This is a genomic window from Pseudoalteromonas sp. ABV4_021, assembly GCF_056159365.1.
The window spans coordinates 1,487,046-1,509,029 of sequence record NZ_JBSWVB010000001.1; the positions used below are offsets into that span (position 1 = coordinate 1,487,046).

Annotated in this window: 21 protein-coding genes; 13 read left to right on the forward strand and 8 right to left on the reverse strand. The window is 39.5% G+C overall.

The window, feature by feature from the left end; genetic code table 11:
* Window positions 1-21 precede the first annotated feature (21 nt).
* From ACXAFE_RS07055 to rmf, 7 genes are all read left to right on the forward strand, one after another.
* Window positions 22-1,179 carry an acyl-CoA dehydrogenase family protein gene (locus tag ACXAFE_RS07055; RefSeq protein WP_475150542.1) on the forward strand — a complete coding sequence of 386 codons (1,158 nt, stop codon included), beginning with the start codon at window positions 22-24 and terminating at the stop codon, window positions 1,177-1,179.
* A 10-nt stretch (window positions 1,180-1,189) separates the two neighbouring features.
* Window positions 1,190-1,966, forward strand: a complete 777-nt coding sequence (locus ACXAFE_RS07060) for an enoyl-CoA hydratase (protein WP_475150545.1) — start codon at window positions 1,190-1,192, stop codon at window positions 1,964-1,966.
* On the forward strand, window positions 1,966-3,069 hold the full coding sequence (locus tag ACXAFE_RS07065; protein WP_475150548.1) for an enoyl-CoA hydratase/isomerase family protein: 1,104 nt from the start codon (window positions 1,966-1,968) through the stop codon (window positions 3,067-3,069). The genes ACXAFE_RS07060 and ACXAFE_RS07065 overlap by 1 nt, the downstream gene beginning before the upstream one ends.
* A gap of 2 nt (window positions 3,070-3,071) precedes the next feature.
* Window positions 3,072-3,968: a 3-hydroxyisobutyrate dehydrogenase gene (gene mmsB, locus ACXAFE_RS07070; RefSeq protein WP_475153593.1), complete on the forward strand. Its 897-nt coding sequence runs from the start codon at window positions 3,072-3,074 to the stop codon at window positions 3,966-3,968.
* Between the two features lies 1 nt (window position 3,969).
* On the forward strand, window positions 3,970-4,731 hold the full coding sequence (locus ACXAFE_RS07075; protein WP_475150550.1) for an SDR family oxidoreductase: 762 nt from the start codon (window positions 3,970-3,972) through the stop codon (window positions 4,729-4,731).
* A gap of 88 nt (window positions 4,732-4,819) precedes the next feature.
* Window positions 4,820-6,661 (forward strand): protein kinase domain-containing protein, encoded by a 1,842-nt coding sequence (locus ACXAFE_RS07080; protein ID WP_475150553.1) that lies wholly within the window; start codon window positions 4,820-4,822, stop codon window positions 6,659-6,661.
* Window positions 6,662-7,083: 422 nt separating this feature from the next.
* Window positions 7,084-7,254 carry a ribosome modulation factor gene (rmf, locus tag ACXAFE_RS07085; protein WP_010560105.1) on the forward strand — a complete coding sequence of 57 codons (171 nt, stop codon included), beginning with the start codon at window positions 7,084-7,086 and terminating at the stop codon, window positions 7,252-7,254.
* A 55-nt stretch (window positions 7,255-7,309) separates the two neighbouring features.
* Here rmf and fabA read toward each other — a convergent pair whose 3' ends face one another.
* Entirely contained in the window at window positions 7,310-7,825 is a 516-nt protein-coding gene (gene fabA, locus ACXAFE_RS07090) for a 3-hydroxyacyl-[acyl-carrier-protein] dehydratase FabA (RefSeq protein WP_010560104.1), read from the reverse strand.
* 146 nt (window positions 7,826-7,971) lie between these two features.
* Between fabA and ACXAFE_RS07095 the strand changes: the two genes are divergently transcribed.
* The 4 genes from ACXAFE_RS07095 to ACXAFE_RS07110 all read left to right on the forward strand — a co-directional run bounded on the left by ACXAFE_RS07095 (window position 7,972) and on the right by ACXAFE_RS07110 (window position 10,842).
* Window positions 7,972-8,826: a 6-carboxytetrahydropterin synthase gene (locus ACXAFE_RS07095; protein ID WP_475150556.1), complete on the forward strand. Its 855-nt coding sequence runs from the start codon at window positions 7,972-7,974 to the stop codon at window positions 8,824-8,826.
* Entirely contained in the window at window positions 8,819-9,634 is an 816-nt protein-coding gene (locus ACXAFE_RS07100) for a M23 family metallopeptidase (protein ID WP_475150558.1), read from the forward strand. Before ACXAFE_RS07095 ends, ACXAFE_RS07100 begins: the two co-directional genes overlap by 8 nt.
* Window positions 9,635-9,636: 2 nt before the next feature.
* The gene (locus ACXAFE_RS07105) at window positions 9,637-10,059 is read left to right on the forward strand and encodes an acyl-CoA thioesterase (RefSeq protein WP_475150560.1); all 423 of its coding nucleotides are present in this window, start codon (window positions 9,637-9,639) and stop codon (window positions 10,057-10,059) included.
* 351 nt (window positions 10,060-10,410) lie between these two features.
* The gene (locus ACXAFE_RS07110) at window positions 10,411-10,842 is read left to right on the forward strand and encodes an Mpo1 family 2-hydroxy fatty acid dioxygenase (RefSeq protein WP_475150561.1); all 432 of its coding nucleotides are present in this window, start codon (window positions 10,411-10,413) and stop codon (window positions 10,840-10,842) included.
* A gap of 20 nt (window positions 10,843-10,862) precedes the next feature.
* Here ACXAFE_RS07110 and ACXAFE_RS07115 read toward each other — a convergent pair whose 3' ends face one another.
* The 7 genes from ACXAFE_RS07115 to trhO all read right to left on the reverse strand — a co-directional run bounded on the left by ACXAFE_RS07115 (window position 10,863) and on the right by trhO (window position 19,581).
* Window positions 10,863-12,182 (reverse strand): Na+/H+ antiporter family protein, encoded by a 1,320-nt coding sequence (locus tag ACXAFE_RS07115; RefSeq protein ID WP_475150564.1) that lies wholly within the window; start codon window positions 12,180-12,182, stop codon window positions 10,863-10,865.
* Window positions 12,179-14,125, reverse strand: coding sequence for a transglutaminase TgpA family protein (locus ACXAFE_RS07120; protein WP_475150566.1), 1,947 nt, complete (start codon window positions 14,123-14,125; stop codon window positions 12,179-12,181). The genes ACXAFE_RS07115 and ACXAFE_RS07120 overlap by 4 nt, the downstream gene beginning before the upstream one ends.
* Window positions 14,118-15,068 carry a DUF58 domain-containing protein gene (locus tag ACXAFE_RS07125; RefSeq protein WP_475150570.1) on the reverse strand — a complete coding sequence of 317 codons (951 nt, stop codon included), beginning with the start codon at window positions 15,066-15,068 and terminating at the stop codon, window positions 14,118-14,120. The genes ACXAFE_RS07120 and ACXAFE_RS07125 overlap by 8 nt, the downstream gene beginning before the upstream one ends.
* Before the next feature lie 27 nt (window positions 15,069-15,095).
* Window positions 15,096-16,001 carry an AAA family ATPase gene (locus tag ACXAFE_RS07130; protein WP_475150575.1) on the reverse strand — a complete coding sequence of 302 codons (906 nt, stop codon included), beginning with the start codon at window positions 15,999-16,001 and terminating at the stop codon, window positions 15,096-15,098.
* Between the two features lie 623 nt (window positions 16,002-16,624).
* Window positions 16,625-17,700 (reverse strand): IS3 family transposase gene (locus tag ACXAFE_RS07135; protein WP_475150580.1). Its coding sequence is split into 2 segments (ribosomal slippage): window positions 16,625-17,451 and window positions 17,451-17,700, totalling 1,077 coding nucleotides; the frame shifts between segments, so codons are not numbered across the junction.
* Between the two features lie 83 nt (window positions 17,701-17,783).
* Window positions 17,784-18,278, reverse strand: a complete 495-nt coding sequence (locus tag ACXAFE_RS07140; protein ID WP_475150586.1) for a hypothetical protein — start codon at window positions 18,276-18,278, stop codon at window positions 17,784-17,786.
* Between the two features lie 316 nt (window positions 18,279-18,594).
* Window positions 18,595-19,581 (reverse strand): oxygen-dependent tRNA uridine(34) hydroxylase TrhO, encoded by a 987-nt coding sequence (gene trhO, locus ACXAFE_RS07145; RefSeq protein ID WP_475150589.1) that lies wholly within the window; start codon window positions 19,579-19,581, stop codon window positions 18,595-18,597.
* A gap of 207 nt (window positions 19,582-19,788) precedes the next feature.
* Between trhO and ACXAFE_RS07150 the strand changes: the two genes are divergently transcribed.
* Together ACXAFE_RS07150 and ACXAFE_RS07155 are read left to right on the forward strand one after the other, a co-directional pair.
* The gene (locus ACXAFE_RS07150; protein WP_475150594.1) at window positions 19,789-21,123 is read left to right on the forward strand and encodes a DEAD/DEAH box helicase; all 1,335 of its coding nucleotides are present in this window, start codon (window positions 19,789-19,791) and stop codon (window positions 21,121-21,123) included.
* Complete coding sequence (locus ACXAFE_RS07155) at window positions 21,123-21,959, forward strand: CvfB family protein (protein WP_475150596.1); 837 nt, start codon at window positions 21,123-21,125, stop codon at window positions 21,957-21,959. Before ACXAFE_RS07150 ends, ACXAFE_RS07155 begins: the two co-directional genes overlap by 1 nt.
* The last annotated feature ends 25 nt before the right edge of the window (window positions 21,960-21,984 follow it).

Consider the following 21,984-nt stretch of genomic DNA (forward strand, 5'->3'; position numbering starts at 1 on the left):
CTGCCGTTCAAAGGGGTGACTATGAATTTTAATCTAACTGAAGATCAACAAGCGTTTGCAGAAACCGCTAAACAGTTTGCTATGAGTGAATTATTGCCAAATGCGGGCAAGTGGGATCAAGAACATATTTTTCCAAAAGACGTAATCCAAAAAGCGGGTGAACTCGGTTTCTGTGGTTTATATACGCCAGAAGAAGCAGGTGGTTTAGGTTTATCGCGTCTTGATTCGAGTATTATCTTCGAGCAGTTGGCAATGGGCTGTACTGCAACAACTGCTATGTTAACCATTCACAATATGGCTACCTGGATGATTGCAAGTTTTGGTACTGATGATGTTAAAGCGCAGTATTGTGATGAACTTGTGATGGGACAATTATTAGCATCGTATTGTTTAACTGAGCCAGGTTCTGGTTCTGATGCAGCATCTCTTAAAACCAAAGCGGCTTTAGAAGGGGATGAGTATGTGATTTCTGGCTCGAAAATGTTTATCTCAGGCGCTGGCGAAACCGATTTATTAGTGGTAATGGCGCGCACTGGTGAAGACGGTCCAAAAGGTATTTCGGCGTTTGTTGTCGATGCAAATGCTGCAGGTATTGAATACGGTAAAGCAGAAGAAAAAATGGGTTGGAACGCGCAACCTACACGTCTTATTTCGTTTGATGGTGTGCGTATTCCAAAACAAAACCTGTTAGGCCAAGAAGGCGAAGGGTTTAAATTTGCCATGATGGGTTTAGATGGTGGCCGTATTAATATTGCGACCTGTTCAATTGGCACTGCTCAGCAAGCACTTAACACTGCAAAAGAATATATGCTTGAGCGTAAGCAATTTGGTAAACCATTAGCAGCGTTCCAAGCATTGCAATTTAAACTAGCTGATATGAACACAGAGCTTGTCGCTGCTCGTCAAATGGTACGCCTTGCTGCATTTAAATTGGATGAAAAAGATCCTGAGCGCACTACGTATTGTGCCATGGCAAAACGTTATGCAACCGATGTTGGCTTTAAAGTATGTGACGATGCACTGCAACTTCACGGTGGCTACGGTTATATCAAAGAATACCCGTTAGAGCGCCATTTCAGAGATGTGCGTGTACACCAAATTTTAGAAGGCACAAATGAAATTATGCGCCTTATTATTGGTCGTCGAATTTTAGCTGAAGGTTCACAAGAGATTCTGTAAGGAGAGCATAATGAGCGCACAAATCAAATTATCGATAGAAGGGCATATCGCAGTTGTTACTATGTCTAATCCACCGGCAAATACGTGGACCAAAGAAACGCTTACACAACTGCGAGATATGGTTGAAGACCTTAATAACAATAAAGATGTGTATTCGCTTGTGATCACTGGCGAAGGTGAGAAATTCTTCTCAGCTGGCGCTGACCTAAACCTATTTGCAAGTGGCGACAAAGGCGTTGCCGCTGAAATGTCGATTATTTTTGGCCAGGCGTTTGAAGCGTTAAGTAACTTCCGTGGTGTCTCTATAGCGGCAATTAACGGTTACGCCATGGGTGGTGGCCTTGAAGTAGCACTTGCATGTGATTTACGTATTGCTGAAGAGCAAGCACAAATGGCATTACCCGAGGCAAAGGTAGGCTTGTTGCCTTGTGCTGGCGGTACGCAAAACCTTGCATGGCTTGTTGGAGAAGGCTGGGCGAAGCGCATGATTTTATGTGGCGAGCGCTTAACTGCAGAAAAAGCCCATAATATAGGCCTTGTTGAAGAAGTGGTTGGCAAAGGTGAAGCGTTTGATAAAGCAATGGCGCTTGCAAAACAAGTTGAAGAACAAAGCCCAACTTCGGTTGCTGCGTGTAAATCGCTGATCCAACATAGCCGCTCAGGCACTATGAATTCAGCACTACCACTTGAGCGCGAATTTTTTATAAATTTATTTGATACGCAAGATCAAAAAGAAGGCGTGAACGCCTTTTTAGAAAAGCGCAAAGCAAACTGGGTGAACGGCTAATGGCTGTTGTGACGTTTGAAACACAAAATACCGATAACGGGTTTGTTATCGGTATCGCAACCTTAAACGTTGAAAAGGCACTTAATGCGCTTAATCTTGAAATGATTGAGCTGCTTTATAACCAGCTGCTTGATTGGCAAAGTGATGAACACGTTAGCATGGTGTTATTACAAGGTGCGGGCGATAAAGCGTTTTGCGCCGGTGGTGATGTAGTTAGCTTGTTCAATGCAATGCATACCGGCGAGCCAAGCGATTACATCGAGACGTTTTTCACTAAAGAGTATCGTTTAGATTACCTTATTCATAATTATGCAAAACCACTATGTGTGTGGGGTAACGGCATTATTATGGGTGGCGGTCTTGGGTTAATGGCAGGTGCATCTCACCGTGTTTTAACCGAATCATCGCGTATCGCTATGCCTGAAATTACCATTGGTTTATACCCAGACGTCGGTGGCAGTTATTTTCTAAATAAAATGCCAACGCAAGTAGGCTTATTTTTAGGATTAACGGGCGCGTCGGTGAATGCCCATGATGCGCTTTATATTGGTTTAGGCGATACGGTAATTGAGCACCAATTTAAAAGTGAGCTAATAGATTCACTTATAAGTACAAAGTGGTCAATCAACGCTGATGAAAACCATCAAGCCTTGAGTCATTTATTAACAACGTTTAATGCAAAAAGTGATATTGACCTGCCAGCTAATATTGAATCGCACAACGCAGTATTTACTGCAATGGCAGAAGTAGACGCACTTACCGATAAGGTAGATGCCATTTTATCGTTTGAAACAGACGATAAATGGTTAACACGTGCGCAAAAAGGCCTTTCACATGGTAGCCCGCTGAGTGCACATCTAGTATATCAACAGCTCAAGCGTTCAAATGGCTTATCACTCAAAGACTGCTTTCAAATGGAGCTAGGTATGAGCGTACGTTGTGGTCAACTTGGTGAATTCAGAGAAGGTGTGCGCGCATTACTGATTGATAAAGACAACGCGCCTCAATGGCAATTTGACGCCATCAGCAATGTCGATAGCGATGTAATTGAATCATTCTTTAATGTTGAATGGTCAAACGGGCATCCATTAACGGATTTATAGGAATAATCATGGCAAATATTGGATTTATTGGTTTAGGTAATATGGGCGGCCCAATGGCTGCAAACCTTGTTAAAGCAGGTCATGCAGTTACGGTATTTGACTTAAATGATTCAGCTGTGTCTGAACTTGTTGAAAAAGGTGCTAATAGCGCTACAACAGCCTTAGCATGCGCGGAAGAGAAAGACTTTGTCATCACCATGCTACCTGCTGGCAAGCACGTTAAGTCTATTTATTTAGATGAAAAGGGTGTTGGCGTTGCGCTTACAAATAATACGCAAGTGATTGATTGCAGCACCATTGATGCAGACACGGCTAAATTTGTTGCAAGCGAGCTTGCTAAACGCGGCGTTAGTTTTGTAGATGCACCTGTTTCTGGTGGCGTAGCGGGTGCTACGAATGGCACATTAACCTTTATTGTTGGCGGCAGTGTTACTGAATTTGAAAATGCTAAAACCGTATTAGCCGATATGGGTAAAAACATTTTTCATGCAGGGGATCATGGTGCAGGGCAGGTGGCTAAAATCTGTAATAACATGCTACTTGCTATTTTAATGGCCGGAACCAGCGAAGCACTTCAAATGGGTATCGATAATGGTCTAGATCCTAAAGTTTTGTCAGACATTATGCTGCAAAGTTCTGGCCGTAACTGGACGTTAGAATTATATAACCCTTGCCCGAATGTGCTTGAAAATGTGCCAAGCTCAAATGACTATAAAGGTGGCTTTATGGTTGATTTAATGGCAAAAGATCTTGGCCTTGCGATGGATACTGCAAACAGCAGTCAATCAAATGTACCACTTGGCCGTTTATCGCAAAGCTTATATCAGTTAATGCAAAATCAAGAGATGGGTAATCTCGATTTCTCTTCAATCTTTAAGTTGTTTAATAAGGATTCATAATATGCAAGTAAATGGTAAAAACATTGTTATTACCGGAGGTGCGCAAGGTTTAGGGCTTGCGATGGCAAAACATTTTGCAAATAAAGGCGCGAGTATTGCCCTTATTGATATGCAAGAAGAGATGCTTGCAAATGCGAAATCTGAATTAGGCACCACAACGGGCGTTATTCGCACTTACGTATGTAATGTAACGCAAGAGCAAGAAGTTGAAGACACCTTTAACCAAATTAATAGCGATTTTGGTCAGATTGATGGCTTAGTAAATAACGCAGGCATTTTACGTGACGGTTTATTTTTAAAAGTTAAAGAAGGCAAAGTGGCCAAAAAAATGTCACTAGAGCAGTTCCAATCGGTCATTGACGTTAATCTAACAGGTGTATTTCTGTGTGGCCGTGAAGCAGCAAACCATATGGTTAATAACGGGAATAAAGGCGTTATTATTAATATGTCGAGTGTAGCGCGCGCAGGCAATATGGGACAAACTAATTACGCAGCATCAAAAGCGGGCGTTGTAGCAATGACTACTACTTGGGCACGCGAATTAGGTCGTTATGGTATTCGTGTAGCTGCTATTGCACCAGGAGTTATTCGCACTGCCATGACAGATGCAATGAAACCTGAAGCGAAAGAGCGTTTACTTAAAATGAAACCTGTTGGTCGTTTAGGTGAAGCAGATGAAATCGCGCATACAGCACACTTTATTTTTGAAAATGACTTTGTTACTGGCCGCGTAATGGAAATTGATGGTGGTATCACTTTCTAACCATTAAAGCGCGTTTAAATCTAAAAACGAGTGGTCTTTCACTCGTTTTTTTCTTTATAATCAATAAAAAATCAGTTTATTTCCTTTCATGTCTAAAGCCATTCGTAATTTTTATATCAATGAAGAGCAATCTATTTATTTGCTTTCGCACATTGATGCTAAAAAACATAAGCAATGGCTGAAAATTTGCGAAAAGCAGCTCGAGAAACTTGGCTACCATGACGTTAAAGTGATTGGTTCAGGCGCATTTGGTTTTGTTTTTGTTGGCACCAATACTCAAGGTAAAGAATGCGTATTTAAGTTTTCACGTATTACCCTTGCACAAAGTGTACGTGATCGCCTAGAAGATGAAGGCTATATGCTTTCTCAAGTGAAAAACCCAATGGTGCCTGAATTTTATGCTTTTGAGCGCATAAAAAAGCAGGGCATTTTAATGATGGCCTATGCTAAAGGCGATAACCTAGAACAAGTTAGCTTACAACATGGCCGCGTGTCAGTGCCTTTTTTGGTGAATCTTGGTCTTGAGCTTCGCAATATATTGTTGGCCCTTCGTAATCATAAAACAGGCTTTACTGAACAACCTATAGTGCATGGTGATATTAAACCCTCTAATATCGTATGGGATGAAAACACAAACCAGTTTTCGTTAGTTGATTGGGGCTCTAGTGTGTTTGCGCAAGAAGACGGCTTTGGCAACCCTGTTGCCGCTAACATGATGGATTTAATGAGCCATGATGCCAATTATTCAAATGCACGTATGGGCGATGTATATTTTATTGGTGACGAGCAGATGTCGGGCGCTAAATCCTCACCACGCTTTGACGAGCAGGGCGTTGCATCCACGCTTTATGCACTAGCGTCTGCGCAATCATGTCGATTTGGTAATCTTGTTTTACCGGCGAAAAGTTTAGGCTTGCCAATTGAATTTGCCAGCATTATTGATGGCATGCTCAGTAAAGATAAAACCACCCGCGATTTATCTGGCGATTATTTTATTAAAAATATGCCGAAAATTGCCAAAAGCTATCTGCCTGACTTACCACTTCATAAAGACAAAGCGCTTATTCCTTTTTGGCACCATCCCTTTGACGATAAGCCTGATACCGTAGTGTATAGCTCGCGAAAACAATTTCTACGCCAAGCCGACAGTGAAAAGCAACTTGCTAAGGTTGAAGATGCCCAGCTTGATCGTTACTACAAAGAATTTTTGGTCGATATGGGTGATACGGAAAAAGCGTTTTTAGCGTCTATTTCACGTTTAGCTAAATATCCAGTCGTAGGCGGCTTAAGTTATCAATGGCGTGAAGATAATTTGTATGTTGAATCTAATTTGGTGCTGCACGATGAATCATATCGCACGGCCTTTACTCAAGCGGTAAACAATACCATTCTTATTGCTCAAGGCATTAAGCAAAAAGGCTTATTTAAGTGTTGTTTATTCGATGCAAGGCAAACTATTCAGCTTGAGCGTGATCAAGAAGGGGCACTTATTTTCGATGAGATGCCAACCTTGCATTATTCTGTCTCTGAAATGCCTGATAGCGAAATAGTAAGGCCACACAGTTATTTTGAAGATGGTAAAGACCCAGACGAACAACTGAGCTTACCCAATGAAATTTTAAAAGCGGTATTTGGCTTAAACCAAATTCACCATACAGGTTGTATTATTATTGAGTCGCTGCCTGAACGTATCAAAGTGCATTATTACTATCGCTTGTTAGAACCTAGCAAAAAAGGCCTGTTTGAAAATCTGTTAAACCGCATTATGGCAAACATCGTACGGATCAAAGATCATGGTGTTGCGGGCTTTATGAAATTGCCTTATAAAAACACTCGTGAGTTTTCTCTTTGCGATCAACATCCTAGCTTTTACTACCCGAAGAACCCAAAACAATTCGTTGAAAATCAAATGGATAAGAGTCAATCGTAAAGTTCCAAAATTGTTTTGAAAAAAACAAAAATAAAAATATTTATTCGCTTATTGTCACTTCATTAAAAAATAATTTTCCTATTTACACAAAACTGCATTGATTTCCCAAATATGCAATTAAATCTTCATACATTTGTCATGTTTATTCTATCTAACATGTTTTCTGTGTTTGATCTAACCTTATAAATATGGTCTTCTAGACATGTGGCCTTTGAGCCAGTTCACTTACTCATAATGTAAAAAGGAGCAACTTAAATCTATGTAGAGCACTTCCATTTGTTAGCTAAAAATTGCTAACAAGGAAATGTTAAACACCATAACCGTAACGTGGAATCGTTACGAATTTTTTTAAGTTATTGGTTAAGGGCCTTTGCCCAACTTCAACATCCAATTAGTTTAATAAGAAGGTGAGGACATTACCTATGAAGAGACAAAAAAGAGATCGTTTAGAAAGAGCACATTCTCAAGGTTACAAAGCAGGCCTAGCAGGTCGTTCCAAAGAAATGTGTCCGTATGACAATATTGACCCAAGATCTCAATGGCTCGGTGGATGGCGAGAAGCGATGGAAGATCGCACAATGTTTAAATCATAGTTTTAGGAGACGACGCCCACATAAAGTGGGCGTTTTTGTATCAGCTCGTTTTAAATTAGAACGCGCTAGTATCTTGGAAAAGGCCTACTTTTAAATCTTTTGCTTCATAAATTACACGGCCATCAACTTCTACCGTACCATCTGCAAGACCCATAAATAATTTACGCTTGATTACACGTTTCATATTTAAACGATACGTCACTTTTTTTGCTGTTGGTAATATTTGGCCTGTAAATTTAACTTCGCCAACACCTAATGCACGGCCAAGACCTGGACCACCAGACCAACCTAAGAAAAAGCCCACTAGCTGCCACATAGCGTCTAGACCTAAACAACCTGGCATTACTGGGTCACCTTTAAAGTGACAGTCGAAAAACCACAGGCTAGGGTCGATATCAAGCTCAGCAATGATTTCGCCTTTACCGTACTCACCGCCTTCATCGGCGATTTTAATGATGCGGTCCATCATTAGCATATTATCTGAAGGAAGGCGGCAATTGCCTTCACCAAACATTTCACCGCGACCACATGCTTCTAATTCGGCTTTGCTATAACTGTTTTTCTGTTCCATAACTTCTTTCTTCTTAAATTTTTCCGGCTACTTTAGCTTACACTTGTACGCCAAACAACTCCGAACAGTTGAATTACAACAATTTGCTACTAATAGCCACGTTATCCCTTTATAATTACAGCATTGTTAAAAAGCGCAGCTTATCTATGATTTTATTTGTAAAAGACCTAACCGTTATTGATTTTTCTTACCTTTGTAAAGACCGCGGCCCGTTGGGTGAAAGTTGGATTGTCGACCTTGAAATGCATGGCGATTTAAACGACGAGTCAATGGTGCTTGATTTTTCGCTGGTTAAAAAACAAGTAAAGCGCATTATAGATGATGTTATTGATCATAAATTAGCGATTGCAACACAAGGCGATGCAGTTATTGCGAAAGCCGGTGAACAAACCAATGTTAGTTTTAGCTTTGGCGAACATCAGCTTGCGGTCAGTTCGCCTCACCAAGCGTTTTGTTTGATTGATACAGATAAAATTAATGAAACCAGTGTTAAAGGCTTTTTAGAACAAACGATATTGCCGCAATTGCCTAATAACGTGAGTAAAATCGTGCTGAATTTAAGACCAGAACACACCAATGGGTTTTACTATCACTATAGTCACGGCTTAAAAAAACACGATGGTAATTGTCAGCGTATTATTCACGGTCATCGTAGCACCATTGAAATTGAAGAAAATGGTATGCGCAGCCCAAGGCTTAACAAGCTTTGGTGTCAAAAGTGGCAAGATATTTACCTTGTCAGTGCAGAAGACCGTATCAACGCAGACGAACTTAAGTTTGTAGCACCAATTGAAAATGGTGTTCACTCTGCCTACAACGCATCGCAAGGGTATTTTGAGCTAAGCATTAGTGAAGCGGTTACCGATATTTTACCGGTTGATTCAACCGTTGAGTGCATTGCACAACATGTTGTACAAACATTAAAAAATGATAACCCCGAGAATTCTTATCGCGTTGCCGCATATGAAGGTGTTGGCAAAGGAGCTATTGCATATGCTTAAAAAACTGTTTGCATTAAGTCTGTCTATTATAAGTTCAGCACAAGCATTAGAGCTAAAAGGGCATTTAACCCAAGGTGGCTTAGTAACAGGTCATATAGAAAACGTTAAGCAGGTTAAGCTAAACGATAAGCCGCTTGCGATTACCCCAGGTGGCCACTTTGTTTTTGGTTTTGGCCGCGATGAAACGTTAACACACACACTTTCCTGGCAAACTGCTGATGGCGGCTGGCATACGCAACCGCTCGTAATAACCAAGCGTGATTACGACATTGATAAAATTACTGGTGTAGAAAAGAAATATGTTTCTCCGCCAAAATCGGTGCTGACTCGCACTAAAAAAGAAGCAAAGGCGGTTAAAGAGGCACGCAGCACCTTCTCTCATCGAGAAGACTTTTTATCACCGCTTTATCGCCCTGCGACAGGACGTATTTCTGGCGTGTATGGTAGTCAGCGTTATTTCAATGGTACCCCTAAACGTCCACACTTTGGGTTAGATATTGCCAACAAAACCGGTACACCTGTTTATGCACCCGTTTCAGGTAAAGTTGTATTTGCCAATAATGACTTATACTACTCAGGTGGTACGCTTATTCTTGACCATGGTTATGGCGTAACCACAACCTATATTCACCTTCATAAACTGCACGTTAAAGAAGGTCAGGAAGTAAAATTAGGCGATAAAATCGCTGAAATAGGCGCAACGGGGCGAGTAACTGGCCCGCATTTAGATTGGCGCTTAAACTGGGGTCAAGTTCGCCTAGATCCCGCACTATTAATGCAAGTTCAGCTTGCGAGTAAACAAAAGTAATCATGACAAAACAAGATATTATTGAACAACGTATTAAAGACTCAATTACCTCTGTAACTAAAACGGTATTTCCAGGTCGTACAAATCATCACAACACCTTATTTGGTGGTGACGCACTAGCGTGGATGGACGAAGTGGCATTTATTGCTGCAACACGTTTTTGTCGTAAGCCTTTAGTAACCATTTCTTCTGATCGCGTTGACTTTAAAGAGGCGATTCCTGCAGGCAGTTTTGCCGAGCTTGTAGCTAAAGTGGTACACGTAGGTAATACCAGTTTGAAAGTAGAGGTAGTTATTTACCTTGAAACTATGCATAAAGATGACAAGCATCAGGCTATTTCAGGTAGCTTTACGTTTGTTGCTGTCGATGCCGAGCATAAGCCAACACCGGTTGTATGTGACAAAATGATCAATGGTTTCGGATAGCATCGAGCAAATTAGCTTTTTATACCTCAGTGTATTATTGTTGTTAGTGTAATTATTCTAATAACGCTAGGGTCTGTTGATCTTTGCTGTTCTATTTTTGTTCTGTTTGAGCGTGCTTTTATCGCGGCGCTCGATGTGTGGCCTAGCAATCTAAGCGAATATCGAGCAACAATGAGAAAAGTGCGCTCAAAAGAACCATTCGGCAGCGCTTGATTGGCTTTTCTACTGTGTTATCGGCTGACTCACATTGAATGACTATGCCACGCAGCCTCTGCCTTGTATAAAACCCAATCAAACTGCTGCAAAAACGAACTTGAAAGGTCAACAGACCCTAATAACACTGAGGTAATTATGAAAACGATTGAACAATGGTTTTCTTTGTATGGCGAAAGCCATCAAAACCCCACCAACATTAAAATTCACAAAGTCGCAGTGCCGCTTATTTACTTCTCTGTTGTAGCGCTAATTAGTGCAATACCTGGGCTAACTGGGCACGTTATTCTTGGTGCTATCACGCTGGCCGCATTACTCTTTTATTTTATACTGAGCATTAAACTTGGTTTTGTAATGGCGATTTTTACTGGGCTTTGTATTTACGTTGCGAGCAGTATTTCAATTTATGTGATTGAAATTGCCATAGCTATATTTTTTGTCGCTTGGATATTTCAATTTGTGGGGCATAAAATTGAAGGTAAAAAGCCTTCATTTTTTGATGACTTGAGCTTTTTATTCATAGGGCCTGCTTGGGTATTTAATCCGATTTTTAGTTTTGATAAAAAGTAAAAGGCCAAATAAGGCCTTTTTTATAATACCATTGCAGCAATCCAGCCGAATATCAATAACGGAATGTTAAAGTGAATAAAGGTTGGTATAACTGTATCTCTTATATGGTCGTGTTGATTATCGGCATTAAGACCAGATGTCGGACCTAGGGTTGAATCTGAAGCAGGGGAGCCAGCATCACCTAATGCACCCGCTGTACCCACTAACGCAGCGGTGGCCATTGGCGAAAAGCCAAGTGTTATGGCAAGTGGCACAATAATCGTCGCCACGATTGGCACAGTGGAAAACGAACTACCGATGCCCATAGTGATCAACAGGCCAATTATTAAAATAAGTGCAGCAGCGAATGCTTTACTATCACCAATTGAACTCGAAATACTTTGCACAAGCGTTGATACTTCATTGGTTTGCTGAATAACAGAGGCAAAGCCTTGGGCTGAGATCATAATAAACCCGATCATCGCCATCATGGCTGCGCCTTTACTGAAAATATCAGACGACTCTTGCCATTTTACAACACCAAAAATAGTAAAAATAAGTACGCCGATTAAGCCACCTAGAATCATTGAGTTAGTAATGGTTTGCGCGTAAAGAGAAGTCACAATTGCAATAAAGCCAACAGCAATCACTTTGTTATTGTTTTTAGGCAGTTTAATTACGGAAGTTTGGTTTAACGCTTGATAAGTTCGCTCGTTGCGATAAGTAAAAAACACCGCGATTATCAAACCAATTAACATACCAATAGCTGGAATAATCATCGCAAACGGTACACTGGTAGCGTCAATTTCTAGCGCATTTTTTTCAAGATTGGTGTGCACAATGTCATATAAGAATATTCCACCAAAGCCATAAGGCAGCACCATGTAGGCGGTTGCCAAACCAAAGGTCAACACGCATGCTATTGCGCGGCGATCGAGTTTTAAATGATCAAAAATAATAAGCAGAGGCGGGATCAAAATTGGAATAAATGCAATATGCACTGGAATTAAGTTTTGTGAACTGATTGATACAAGTAAGATTAAGCTCAATACGCTCGCTTTAATAACGAGTTGTGAGTATTGAGTTTGTTCACCTTTTATCTGGTTAATTAATTTGTCTGCCACGATATCGGTTAAGCCTGATTTGGCAATAGCAACTGCGAATCCGCCAAGCATTGCATAACTTAGTGCGGTTTTTGCACCGCCTTGCAAACCATCATTAAATGCTTGCAGTGTTTGTTCAAGGCCAAGACCTGCGGTTAATCCTGTGGTAATTGCGGCGATTGTCATCGCTACGATCACATTAATACGCAGTAAACTTAAAATCAGCATCACACTAACGCCGAGTACGACTGAGTTCATAATTGTCTCTTATATTTTATGTTATTGACATTACGTTTAAGCATCTTAGTTTGTGCCTTTGTAAGCGTTTTTTCACCATAACGGTGGCGACTATAAAGGCTTAAGAAGCTCATTAAATCGGTTTTATTATTAGGGAAATGTTCGCATAATCGTGTTAAAAAATGTGCTACAGTTTCGCCATTTTCACGGGCGAGATTTTTGCCTTTCGCAAAATGCTCTAATGCAATTAAGTAAGCAGCAACTGGGTCGTCAATTTGCGTACGTCGTTGCCACAGTTTTATCACTAAAAAGCTTACCAAAAATAATCCAATTAACGACATCACAATCACTGCTATTTTGAGCGCACTGGTTTCCTTTATAAGCTCTTTTAATAACTTATTTTGCGCTTCGTTATCAAAACTCAGCACCCATGCCGTCCATTGATAATCCAATTGTTCGAGATAAAGCCTAAGTTCATTGAAAACAGCAATATCACTTAACGCGGTTAGGCCCACGCCAATATTCTCTTCGAAGTCATCGCGTGTATTATCAAGTTGAGAGAGAGAACCGTATAGGCGATCAGGTTCGACAAATGCGGTCGCATCAAATTTAACCCAGCCTTTTGAAGGTACCCAAACTTCTGTCCACGCGTGTGCATCGTATTGATAAACTGATAAATATTCAGCGCTACTTGAGGTTTCCCCCCCTAAGTATCCTGATACGACACGAGCAGGAATACCCGCTGCTCGAAATATAAAGGCACTGCTGCTTGCATAATGGCCGCAAAAGCCTTGTTTTGCCTCAAACATAAACTCATCAATTGAATTGCTACCAGTATAAATAGGTGGCTTTAACGTATAGCTAAATTGTTGTTGAGTGTAATAGCGTGACAGCAATTGAATAAATTGCTCAGGTGATGTTGATTGCGCTTTTAATTGAGCAGCTAACGCAACGGCTTGTGTATTGATATCTTGTGGTAATGTGAGGTTTAACCGACGTTTACTAGACGTTAAATCATCAGCAAAGTTTATTTCGGTTATGTCATACGTAAATTTTTGGTTGTTAGGGTTAATTCGGTATAAACCACCGTCAACTGTAGTGAAGATATTACCTGTGCTTGACGAACCAGCATATAAAGTGGGTAGCCAATTTAATGATGTTTGTTCATGGTAGATTTTAATCTCGCGACCGCCTTTTTTGAGCGCACTATCGCGTAATTTTAAATCCGCTGAATCAACGATATTCCATGAACGACCATCAAACTCTTCATGTATCATAGTACGCCAATAGTAAGGAGCTGTAATATTGTCTGGCACAACAGCGCGAAATGCGAGTTTATCTGACTTAGTGAGATCAGAGATATTAAAAGGGTTTACTGATTCAGATAATCCAACTTGCGCAGTAGATAAACTCGGCATTCGCCAAAAGGCTGGCAGTTTTGGTAAAAACAGGAAAAGTACACAGGTTATTGGCAAACTTAGCAGTAATAGTTTAAAAGCACGTGCGCCGCTTTGTTTTATGATTTTTCGGTTGGTAAGTAAATACAGCGCGGTGATGTTGAGCAAAAATAAAAACAAAACCAAAAGCGTAACCGGCAGCGAGTGATAAAACAAAAACACACAGCTTGAAATGAAAAAGTTAACTAACACAATTGATTTGATTTGACGTGGCTTTTCAGCAATCAATAGTTTCAAACAATTGGCCTGCAATAACATGGCGATAAATAAATTTACAAGCTCACTGATGCCGATTGTTAAGAATAAAGTCAGCGTACATACCAAAGCGAGTACATTACCAACGATAACAGTTGGTGCACTGGCCTTTGTGTAAGCAATTGCAAATACCCAAATAATTAAAAGTGCAACGGTAGCAACAAATAGTACCGCTAGTTCATCAAATAATAAGGCGCTAACAATAGCGATGATCAGCGCAGATAAGCTTTTAACGCTTTGATGATTAAACATTACTTAATTCTTCCAAACATTTGGTCATATGCGGTTTACCCGAACCTAAATCTACTTTAGCGTGTGGTAACACTAGGCTATATCGTAAATTTTCATTTTCCGCATGGGTTACTAAATAGCTTAGATGTTGCAGTTTTTGCTCTAGGTTGCCGGGTACTGTTTGCAAGCTGAATTCGTATTCACTGGTACTGCCTGAAGAAAAGTCTTTGGTTGCCAGTACTTGATGTTTAGCATAATGCTTCCACGATATACGATTCACTTTGTCACCATCAATATAAGGCCTAACACCTTGATAGTTCTCACTAACCGTTGCTTGGTTAGATTGAGATTGACTGTCTGATTCAATTTCAGCTTGGCTTACTTGGTGAAATGAAAACGACAGTGGAGTGGGGTATACATACGTTTTTTTCTCGGGAACAAAGTAACTCCAAGTAGTTACAAGACCAAAAGGATAGCGAGAAAACAACTTTAACCGTGGCAAACTATGTAGGCCGCGATTAGCGATATTAACTTGTAATTCTAATTTTTGCGTAGTCTCTTCAATACTATCTATAAACTGGGTACGAATATGATCACCACTAACTTCTAAACTCGTGGTGCCATCTTTATTGACCAATTGAAAGTTGGCAAAGTACCCGGTGTGCTGATAACCCGCGACTGTATGAGAAAGTGATACTTTAAGATTATACAGATTGATAAAAGCAACGATAAAATTCACTAAAAGAAACGAAAACATTAAGTAACTAAACATAATTACTAAATTGTTTTGGTAATTAATACCTAACACATAGACCAATATATTCGAAATCAAATACGCCATGCCAAACTTACTCGGTAAAATATAAATATTCTTATGAGTAAGGGTAATGGACGTTTCACTGTGCTTACGTTTTTTTAATTGATTGTTAAACCAAACATTTACATGCGATTTTATCGACTGCATAAGACTTGTTTTAGTATCGGACATAACTTAAGGGTTGATTTTAACTTTATTTAATAAGTCGTATGACAAACTATTTGATGTATTACTGCTTAATCCAAGACGATGTTCTGCAACAGATGGAAATATAGCTTGTACATCGTCTGGGGTGACATAATCACGTTGGTGTATAAATGCCCACGCCTTAGCTGCGTTTGCTATCGCGATGGATGCTCGTGGCGATAATGCCATAGGGTAATCAGGGCTGTCTCGCGTTTCATTTACTAAATCTAGAATATAATCAGCGACAACTGAAGAAAGTACAACCTCGCTAACGATTTGCTGCATCTCAACTAACAACTCTGGTGAAAGTAATGCATTAATCTTCTTTGCCGCATTATTTATTTCACCAAGAAGAATTGATCTTTCGGAAGCTTTATCTGGATAACCTAAACCGATACGCATTAAAAATCGGTCTAACTGAGACTCTGGCAATGGAAAGGTACCAGCTTGATGCATTGGGTTTTGTGTTGCTATCACAAAAAAAGGAGAAGGAAGTGTGTGACTTTTACCATCGATACTCACTTGTTGTTCTTCCATTGCTTCAAGCAAGGCACTTTGTGTTTTTGGTCCTGCGCGGTTTATTTCATCTGCTAACACAACTTGATTAAATAATGGGCCCGCATGAAAATGAAAAGTTTGCTTGTTTGGATCAAAGATGGTGCTGCCGGTAATATCCGACGGTAACAGATCGCTAGTAAATTGCACGCGTTGATAATTGAGACCAAGAACATTGGATAACGCATGCGCCAAAGAGGTTTTACCCATACCTGGTAAGTCTTCAATTAATAAGTGACCCTTAGCGAGCAGACAACATATTGAGAGTTTAATTTGATGTTGTTTACCTAAGATGACCGAATTTAGTTGTTGTATTATCTGGTCGAATGTTTTGTTCATTATGCTAATGTTTTAAATAAACTAATAATTCATAACAGCATATAACAAAGAAGTAGTACCAACAAATAAGAAAACAGTATCAAATAACCACATTTAACATAATATACATTATAAGTGCATTGTTATTTAATTACTTTTCCTAGTTAAGTTGCATTTATTACTTTCAATCCATGATTTGACTTCATAATTCATATCAATCCTCACATCTTAATAAATTCATCTTTGCTAGATTTTAAATTTTTAATTAATTAGATTTTAAACATAAAACTTGAATGATATGGAAGAAATCAACCAGATCTATCTGCAAAAACATAAAATTTACTTAAATACATGTGTCTAATAATTGGACGTGCTTTATTTATGTGGGCTGTGAATGCGTTAGTTTCTTATTTTAACATGATGTAACAATTTGCGTTTAAATAACTCGTTATCAAGGATATGCACGTTGTTTGTTAGTGCCGTACTTTTTAAAAACATCTACTTAAATATGTTTTTTATACATAGTGAGGTAATCCTCCCATTTTTAATAGCCATCAAAAATAGAGAGTTAAGCTACAGCCAACGGCGGTTTGCCTCTGACCTTTCCCTGAATTAGTACCACTTCTTCAATGAGATAATTCATATTAGGCAACCCGTTTAGCAAACTCAACAGGTGATAAATAATTCAGTGAGCTATGCGGTCTAATATGATTGTAATGCTCTCGCCATAAGTCGATTTCATATCTAGCTTCTTCCATAGTTCTAAACCAGTGTTGGTTTAAACACTCATTTCTAAACTTACCGTTTAAGCTTTCTACAAACGCATTTTGAGTTGGCTTTCCGGGCTGAATAAAAGCAAGTTTTATTGCCGTTTCTTTCGACCAAAAGAACATGGCTTTACTCGTAAATTCAGTGCCGTTATCACAAACGATTGAGTTTGGTTTGCCTCTTACTTCAATGAGCTGAGAGAGGAAACGATCGACTTGTCGCCCACTGATAGATACCGATACGAGCTGGCCGACTATTTCCCTTGAATAATCATCAACAACATTCAATGTTCTAAAGCGTCTACCGTTGGCTAATTGGTCTGATACAAAGTCCATTGACCAACGCTGATTTGGTCTTAATGGTACTTCCATAGGAAGTCTAGGGCGTTGTATTTTCTTTCGTTTCTTCGTGCGAACTTGCAGCCCTTCTTCGGTATAAATCCGATACGTTTGCTTCTTATTTTTAACCAAGCCTTCAGCTCTAAGAAGCCCGTGCAGCATTAAATAGCCATAGCGAGGATACTCAGTCGCTAAGGCTCTCAACCGTTCTCTAAGAATCTTATCAGCCTTCTTTTTAGGAATGTACCGAAACGCAGTTCGACTTATATCAGATAGCCTGCAAGCGGCTCGTTCACTGATACTAAACAGCTCTATTAGGTGACTGGCTATTCGTTTTCTATCCGAAGGCTTTACCACTTTTTTGAGAGCACATCCTTCATGCCTTCGACTTCAAGCATTTTCTCAGCGAGCAATTTCTTGAGTTTATTGTTTTCAGCTTCAAGCTCTTTTAGCCGCTTAGCTTCATTGACTTCCAGCCCCGCGTATTTGCTACGCCAATTGTAGAAAGTGCCTGAGGATATGCCCATTTCTCTGCAAATATCATCGACTTTAGCTCCAGCCTCGTGCTGTTTGATCGCTCGGATGATTTGTTCTTCTGTGTAACGTTTCTTCATTTTGAGATCTCCACTGTCTCCAGTTTATTAGGAATCTCATCAAAGTCATGGTGTTAATTTCGGGGGAAAGGTCACCAGCTAAACTAAGAATTTAACGATTCGTCGTTGGTATTTTGAGTATCATTGGCTTGTTTTAATTCCTTTTCTTGACATCGCTCTTGTCCTTTTTGGTACTCATTAGCAATCATTTCTTCTAATGCTAAAACTTGTTTTTGAAAATCTTCTTGGCTAATGTCACCCGTTTCGAGCATGCTTTCAAGTTCTGCGATTTTTTCTTTCAACTGTTTCACTTTTTCAAGATCGACGCCGAGTCGTTGCATTAAAATCGCTTCTTGAATTTTTTCTAATAAACTCGCGTTGCGCTCTGATTCAAACATACTTTTATTTTGATACTTTTGTGATGTTTCAGATACAGTCTGACCGGGCATTTCTTTTGTCAACACTTGGCTAAATGTTGCCGAATTTTCATCAGCTAACGGCATTTCCTTGCCATTTTTATTTTCATTAACGTTGTTGTTGTGACTTGGTTGCTTAATTTGGTGATCTGCGTTGGTTGATGATGTGCTAAATAACAACATAATGATCCTTTATTTTGTTTTCTGTGCGAACAGTTAAATAAATACCTATATTTATTTACAAATATCAGACCATGTTTAATTAAAATGCTATTTATTTTATAAACACGCAATCTATTATCGGTGCCTACTTTTATACAGGAAGCTATTCTAAGGAAAGGAAGAAAAGAAAATAAATTTTATTAAAAAACACCCTATTTTCTGACTTTTTGTCAAATGTGCTTTTTTACGTTAATTATTGAGTAACGTTTGTTGAAAGAATACAAAATCCGATGACGATACGCCATCGGATTTTAATGTAAAACAACGTTTTGTGTTGTTATGAAGCTTTTTCAGATTGTGCTTTTTTACGTGCAGCTTTTTCAGCTTTACGTTTGATGATAGCTTCTTGTGCTTCGTTACCAATGTGGCCTTCGCCACGTGCTTTTGCTAGCTCAATTTGTTTTTGACGCTCTGCAAAACGCTCACGTTGTTCGTCACTTACTGTATCAATACAATGATGACATGATAAGCCTTCTTGATAAGCTTCAAGTTGCTTTTCTTCTTCGGTAATTGGCATACGACACGCATGACACTGATCGTATGAGCCTTTGTTTAAGTCGTGGTCTACCGCAACGCGATTATCAAATACAAAACACTCGCCTTTCCACATGGTGTCATCTTTTGGCACTTCTTCTAAGTACTTAAGAATACCGCCTTCAAGGTGATAAACTTCTTCAAAGCCCTGCTCTTTCATATAAGCTGTTGATTTTTCGCAGCGAATACCACCTGTACAGAACATCGCTACTTTTTTATTTTTGTTTGGGTCTAAGTTTTTCTCTGCCCATTGGGGAAACTCGCGGAATGTTTTGGTTTTTGGATCAACGGCATTTTCAAAAGTACCAATTTCGATTTCGTAATCATTACGTGTATCAACTAGCACAACATCAGGGTCTGAAATAAGTGCATTCCAGTCTTTTGGTTTTACGTAAGTACCAACAGCTTCTTTAGGGTCAATGCCTTGCACACCCATGGTAACGATTTCTTTCTTAAGTTTTACCTTGGTGCGGTAAAACGGACATTCGTCGTCAAACGATTCTTTCGATACAATATTATCAAGTCCTGGTTGCTTATCTAACCACGCTAATAATGCATCGATACCCTCGCGCTTTGCGGCAACCGTTCCGTTAATACCCTCTTCAGCTAACAATAATGTACCGCGCACATTATGTTGTTCCATAGTATTAAGTAAAGGTTGACGAATTTCTTTATAGTTAGGGAAAGAAACAAATTTATAAAGGGCACACACGACGTATTGTTGAGACATAATTTTCCTAATGTTTAGCTTTAAATACTAACCGGAGCGTAATTCCGGCGCCAAAATGGGCCGCTATTGTATCAGAAACTTTGTGCTGTTCAATTCTATTGTCTATATTTTGCACACAAAACCATCGCTAATTAGCTATGTTTTTGTCTTTCATGTAAAATGCACGCTTTATTTTATGCCACAAACACATTGAGTGGAGAGACACATTTGTCCTTTGAAGATTTAGGCGTTGATAAGCGAATTGCAAGTCAACTTTCACACATTGGTATTACTACGCCGACGGATATCCAGCAACAAGCAGTTCCTGTTGCCATTGCTGGACACGATTTACTTGCCCAATCAAAAACAGGTTCCGGTAAAACATTTGCATTTCTATTGCCCGCAATTACACGCTTAAGTAAGCAAAAAGCGTTAAGTAAACGCGATCCGCGTGCGTTGATTATTACGCCGACACGTGAATTGGCGAATCAAGTGTATAAACAGTTAACCTTGATTATTGCAGGCACAGGATTAAAAGCGACAAAAATTGTAGGCGGCGATAATTATAATGACCAAGTTAAAGCGCTGTCTAAAGACCCACAATTTGTTGTTGCAACACCAGGTAGACTAGTTGACCATCTTGACGACCGTAATTTCTATTTAGAAGGTCTTGAATTATTGATTCTTGATGAAGCCGACCGTGTATTAGAGCTCGGTTTTAAAGAACAAATCGAAAAAATAAACACTGCGGCAAATCACCGTTTACGTCAAACTTTGTTTTTTTCGGCAACATTAGAGCATGCCGAAGTAGATGCCCTTTCACGTAATCTACTTAAGAATCCAAAACGCGTAACCATTGATGCCAGTGCACAGGAACACAACGACATTACGCAAAAGTTTTTCTTAGCGGATCACTTAGACCATAAGATTGCGCTATTAATTGCCGCAACAAAAAGCGCTGAATCCGGTCAACAAATTGTGTTCACCGCAACCCGTGATGACACAGTAAAGTTATCCGAAATCTTAGAGCAAAAAGGTTATAAAACGCTTGCGTTATCGGGTGATATGAATCAAAGCAAACGTAATTCTATTATGGATGCGTTTTCACGTGGCCAAGCACAAATCTTAGTGACGACAGACGTGGCATCTCGAGGTCTTGATTTACTCAATGTATCGCAAGTTATTAATTTCGACTTACCTAAGCAAGCCGAAGAATATGTGCACCGTATCGGTCGAACCGGACGCGCTGGATTTAAAGGTAACGCATTGTCTTTAGTAAGTGCAAAAGATTGGCAGAGTTTTAAAGCAATTGAAAGTTACTTATCTAAGCGTATTGGTTTTTCAGAAATTGATGGCTTAGTAGGTAAATTTAAAGGGTTTAAAGAAAAAACACATCAACCAAAACAGAATGTGAAAGCAAAATCTGTCAGTCAAAAAACAAGCAAACACAAAAAGCCATTCAAAAAGCCAAATAAAGCCAAAACTGCAAAGGCTATTCCGGCACCATTTGATGTTGATGGTGTTGCACCATTAAAGCGTCGCCCAAAGAAGGATGAAGAATAATGACAATTCAACTTGGTAAAATGAATAGTTTGGTTGTAAATGAAATTGCGTATGAAGGTGCGTATTTAACAGACGACAGCGGCAATGGTGAAGTTTTTCTTAAAAAAGAAGAGATGCCCAATGACTTAGCAGTGAAACAAGTAATTGAGGTATTTGTATTTGAGGAGCAAGGAAACTTAACTGCAACAACCAAAACCCCAATAGCACAGTTAGGTGATTTTGCCCTACTCCAAGTGACATCAATTAATGCCATTGGTGCGTTCGTTGATATGGGCATTGGCAAAGAGTTACTGGTACCTTACAACGAGCAGCGTCCAAAATTTGAATTATCACGTTCATACTTAGTACACCTTTATTTAGACAAGGCATCTCAGCGCTTATGTGGTTCGTCAAACCTAAATAAGTTTGTTAAACAAGAGGCGACAGGCTTTAAAAAGTCTCAAGAAGTATCAATTATTGTAGCTGGTCGCACAGACCTCGGTTTTAAAGTGATTGTTAATAATGAATACTGGGGTATGGTGTTTACCGACCAAGTTTTTAAACCTCTGTTTATCGGTCAAAAGCTAAAGGCCTATGTTGCTAAGTTACGTGAAGATGGCAAATTAGATATTCGTTTAAGTAAGCCTGGCGTTGCAGGGTCGAACGAATTATCAGATGTAATTTACGATAAGCTGACACAGGAAAACGGTGTTATTCATTTAGGTGATAAATCAGATCCAATCGCCATCAAAAAAGCATTTGGTTGCAGTAAAGCTAACTTTAAGCGTGCCATTGGGCATTTGTTTAAGGAAGGTAAGATTGACCTTGCCGCGACTAAGATTACGCTAATTAAATAAAAAAAGGCACATAGCGTGCCTTTTT

What these genes read in the sequence shown, in the direction of transcription:
- ACXAFE_RS07055 (WP_475150542.1), top strand. Translation starts at nt 22, where the DNA reads ATGAATTTTAATCTAACTGAAGATCAACAAGCGTTTGCAGAAACCGCT.
- ACXAFE_RS07060 (WP_475150545.1), top strand. Translation starts at nt 1,190, where the DNA reads ATGAGCGCACAAATCAAATTATCGATAGAAGGGCATATCGCAGTTGTT.
- ACXAFE_RS07065 (WP_475150548.1), top strand. Translation starts at nt 1,966, where the DNA reads ATGGCTGTTGTGACGTTTGAAACACAAAATACCGATAACGGGTTTGTT.
- ACXAFE_RS07075 (WP_475150550.1), top strand. Translation starts at nt 3,970, where the DNA reads ATGCAAGTAAATGGTAAAAACATTGTTATTACCGGAGGTGCGCAAGGT.
- ACXAFE_RS07080 (WP_475150553.1), top strand. Translation starts at nt 4,820, where the DNA reads ATGTCTAAAGCCATTCGTAATTTTTATATCAATGAAGAGCAATCTATT.
- rmf (WP_010560105.1), top strand. Translation starts at nt 7,084, where the DNA reads ATGAAGAGACAAAAAAGAGATCGTTTAGAAAGAGCACATTCTCAAGGT.
- fabA (WP_010560104.1), bottom strand. Translation starts at nt 7,825, where the DNA reads ATGGAACAGAAAAACAGTTATAGCAAAGCCGAATTAGAAGCATGTGGT.
- ACXAFE_RS07095 (WP_475150556.1), top strand. Translation starts at nt 7,972, where the DNA reads ATGATTTTATTTGTAAAAGACCTAACCGTTATTGATTTTTCTTACCTT.
- ACXAFE_RS07100 (WP_475150558.1), top strand. Translation starts at nt 8,819, where the DNA reads ATGCTTAAAAAACTGTTTGCATTAAGTCTGTCTATTATAAGTTCAGCA.
- ACXAFE_RS07105 (WP_475150560.1), top strand. Translation starts at nt 9,637, where the DNA reads ATGACAAAACAAGATATTATTGAACAACGTATTAAAGACTCAATTACC.
- ACXAFE_RS07110 (WP_475150561.1), top strand. Translation starts at nt 10,411, where the DNA reads ATGAAAACGATTGAACAATGGTTTTCTTTGTATGGCGAAAGCCATCAA.
- ACXAFE_RS07115 (WP_475150564.1), bottom strand. Translation starts at nt 12,182, where the DNA reads ATGAACTCAGTCGTACTCGGCGTTAGTGTGATGCTGATTTTAAGTTTA.
- ACXAFE_RS07120 (WP_475150566.1), bottom strand. Translation starts at nt 14,125, where the DNA reads ATGTTTAATCATCAAAGCGTTAAAAGCTTATCTGCGCTGATCATCGCT.
- ACXAFE_RS07125 (WP_475150570.1), bottom strand. Translation starts at nt 15,068, where the DNA reads ATGCAGTCGATAAAATCGCATGTAAATGTTTGGTTTAACAATCAATTA.
- ACXAFE_RS07130 (WP_475150575.1), bottom strand. Translation starts at nt 16,001, where the DNA reads ATGAACAAAACATTCGACCAGATAATACAACAACTAAATTCGGTCATC.
- ACXAFE_RS07140 (WP_475150586.1), bottom strand. Translation starts at nt 18,278, where the DNA reads ATGTTGTTATTTAGCACATCATCAACCAACGCAGATCACCAAATTAAG.
- trhO (WP_475150589.1), bottom strand. Translation starts at nt 19,581, where the DNA reads ATGTCTCAACAATACGTCGTGTGTGCCCTTTATAAATTTGTTTCTTTC.
- ACXAFE_RS07155 (WP_475150596.1), top strand. Translation starts at nt 21,123, where the DNA reads ATGACAATTCAACTTGGTAAAATGAATAGTTTGGTTGTAAATGAAATT.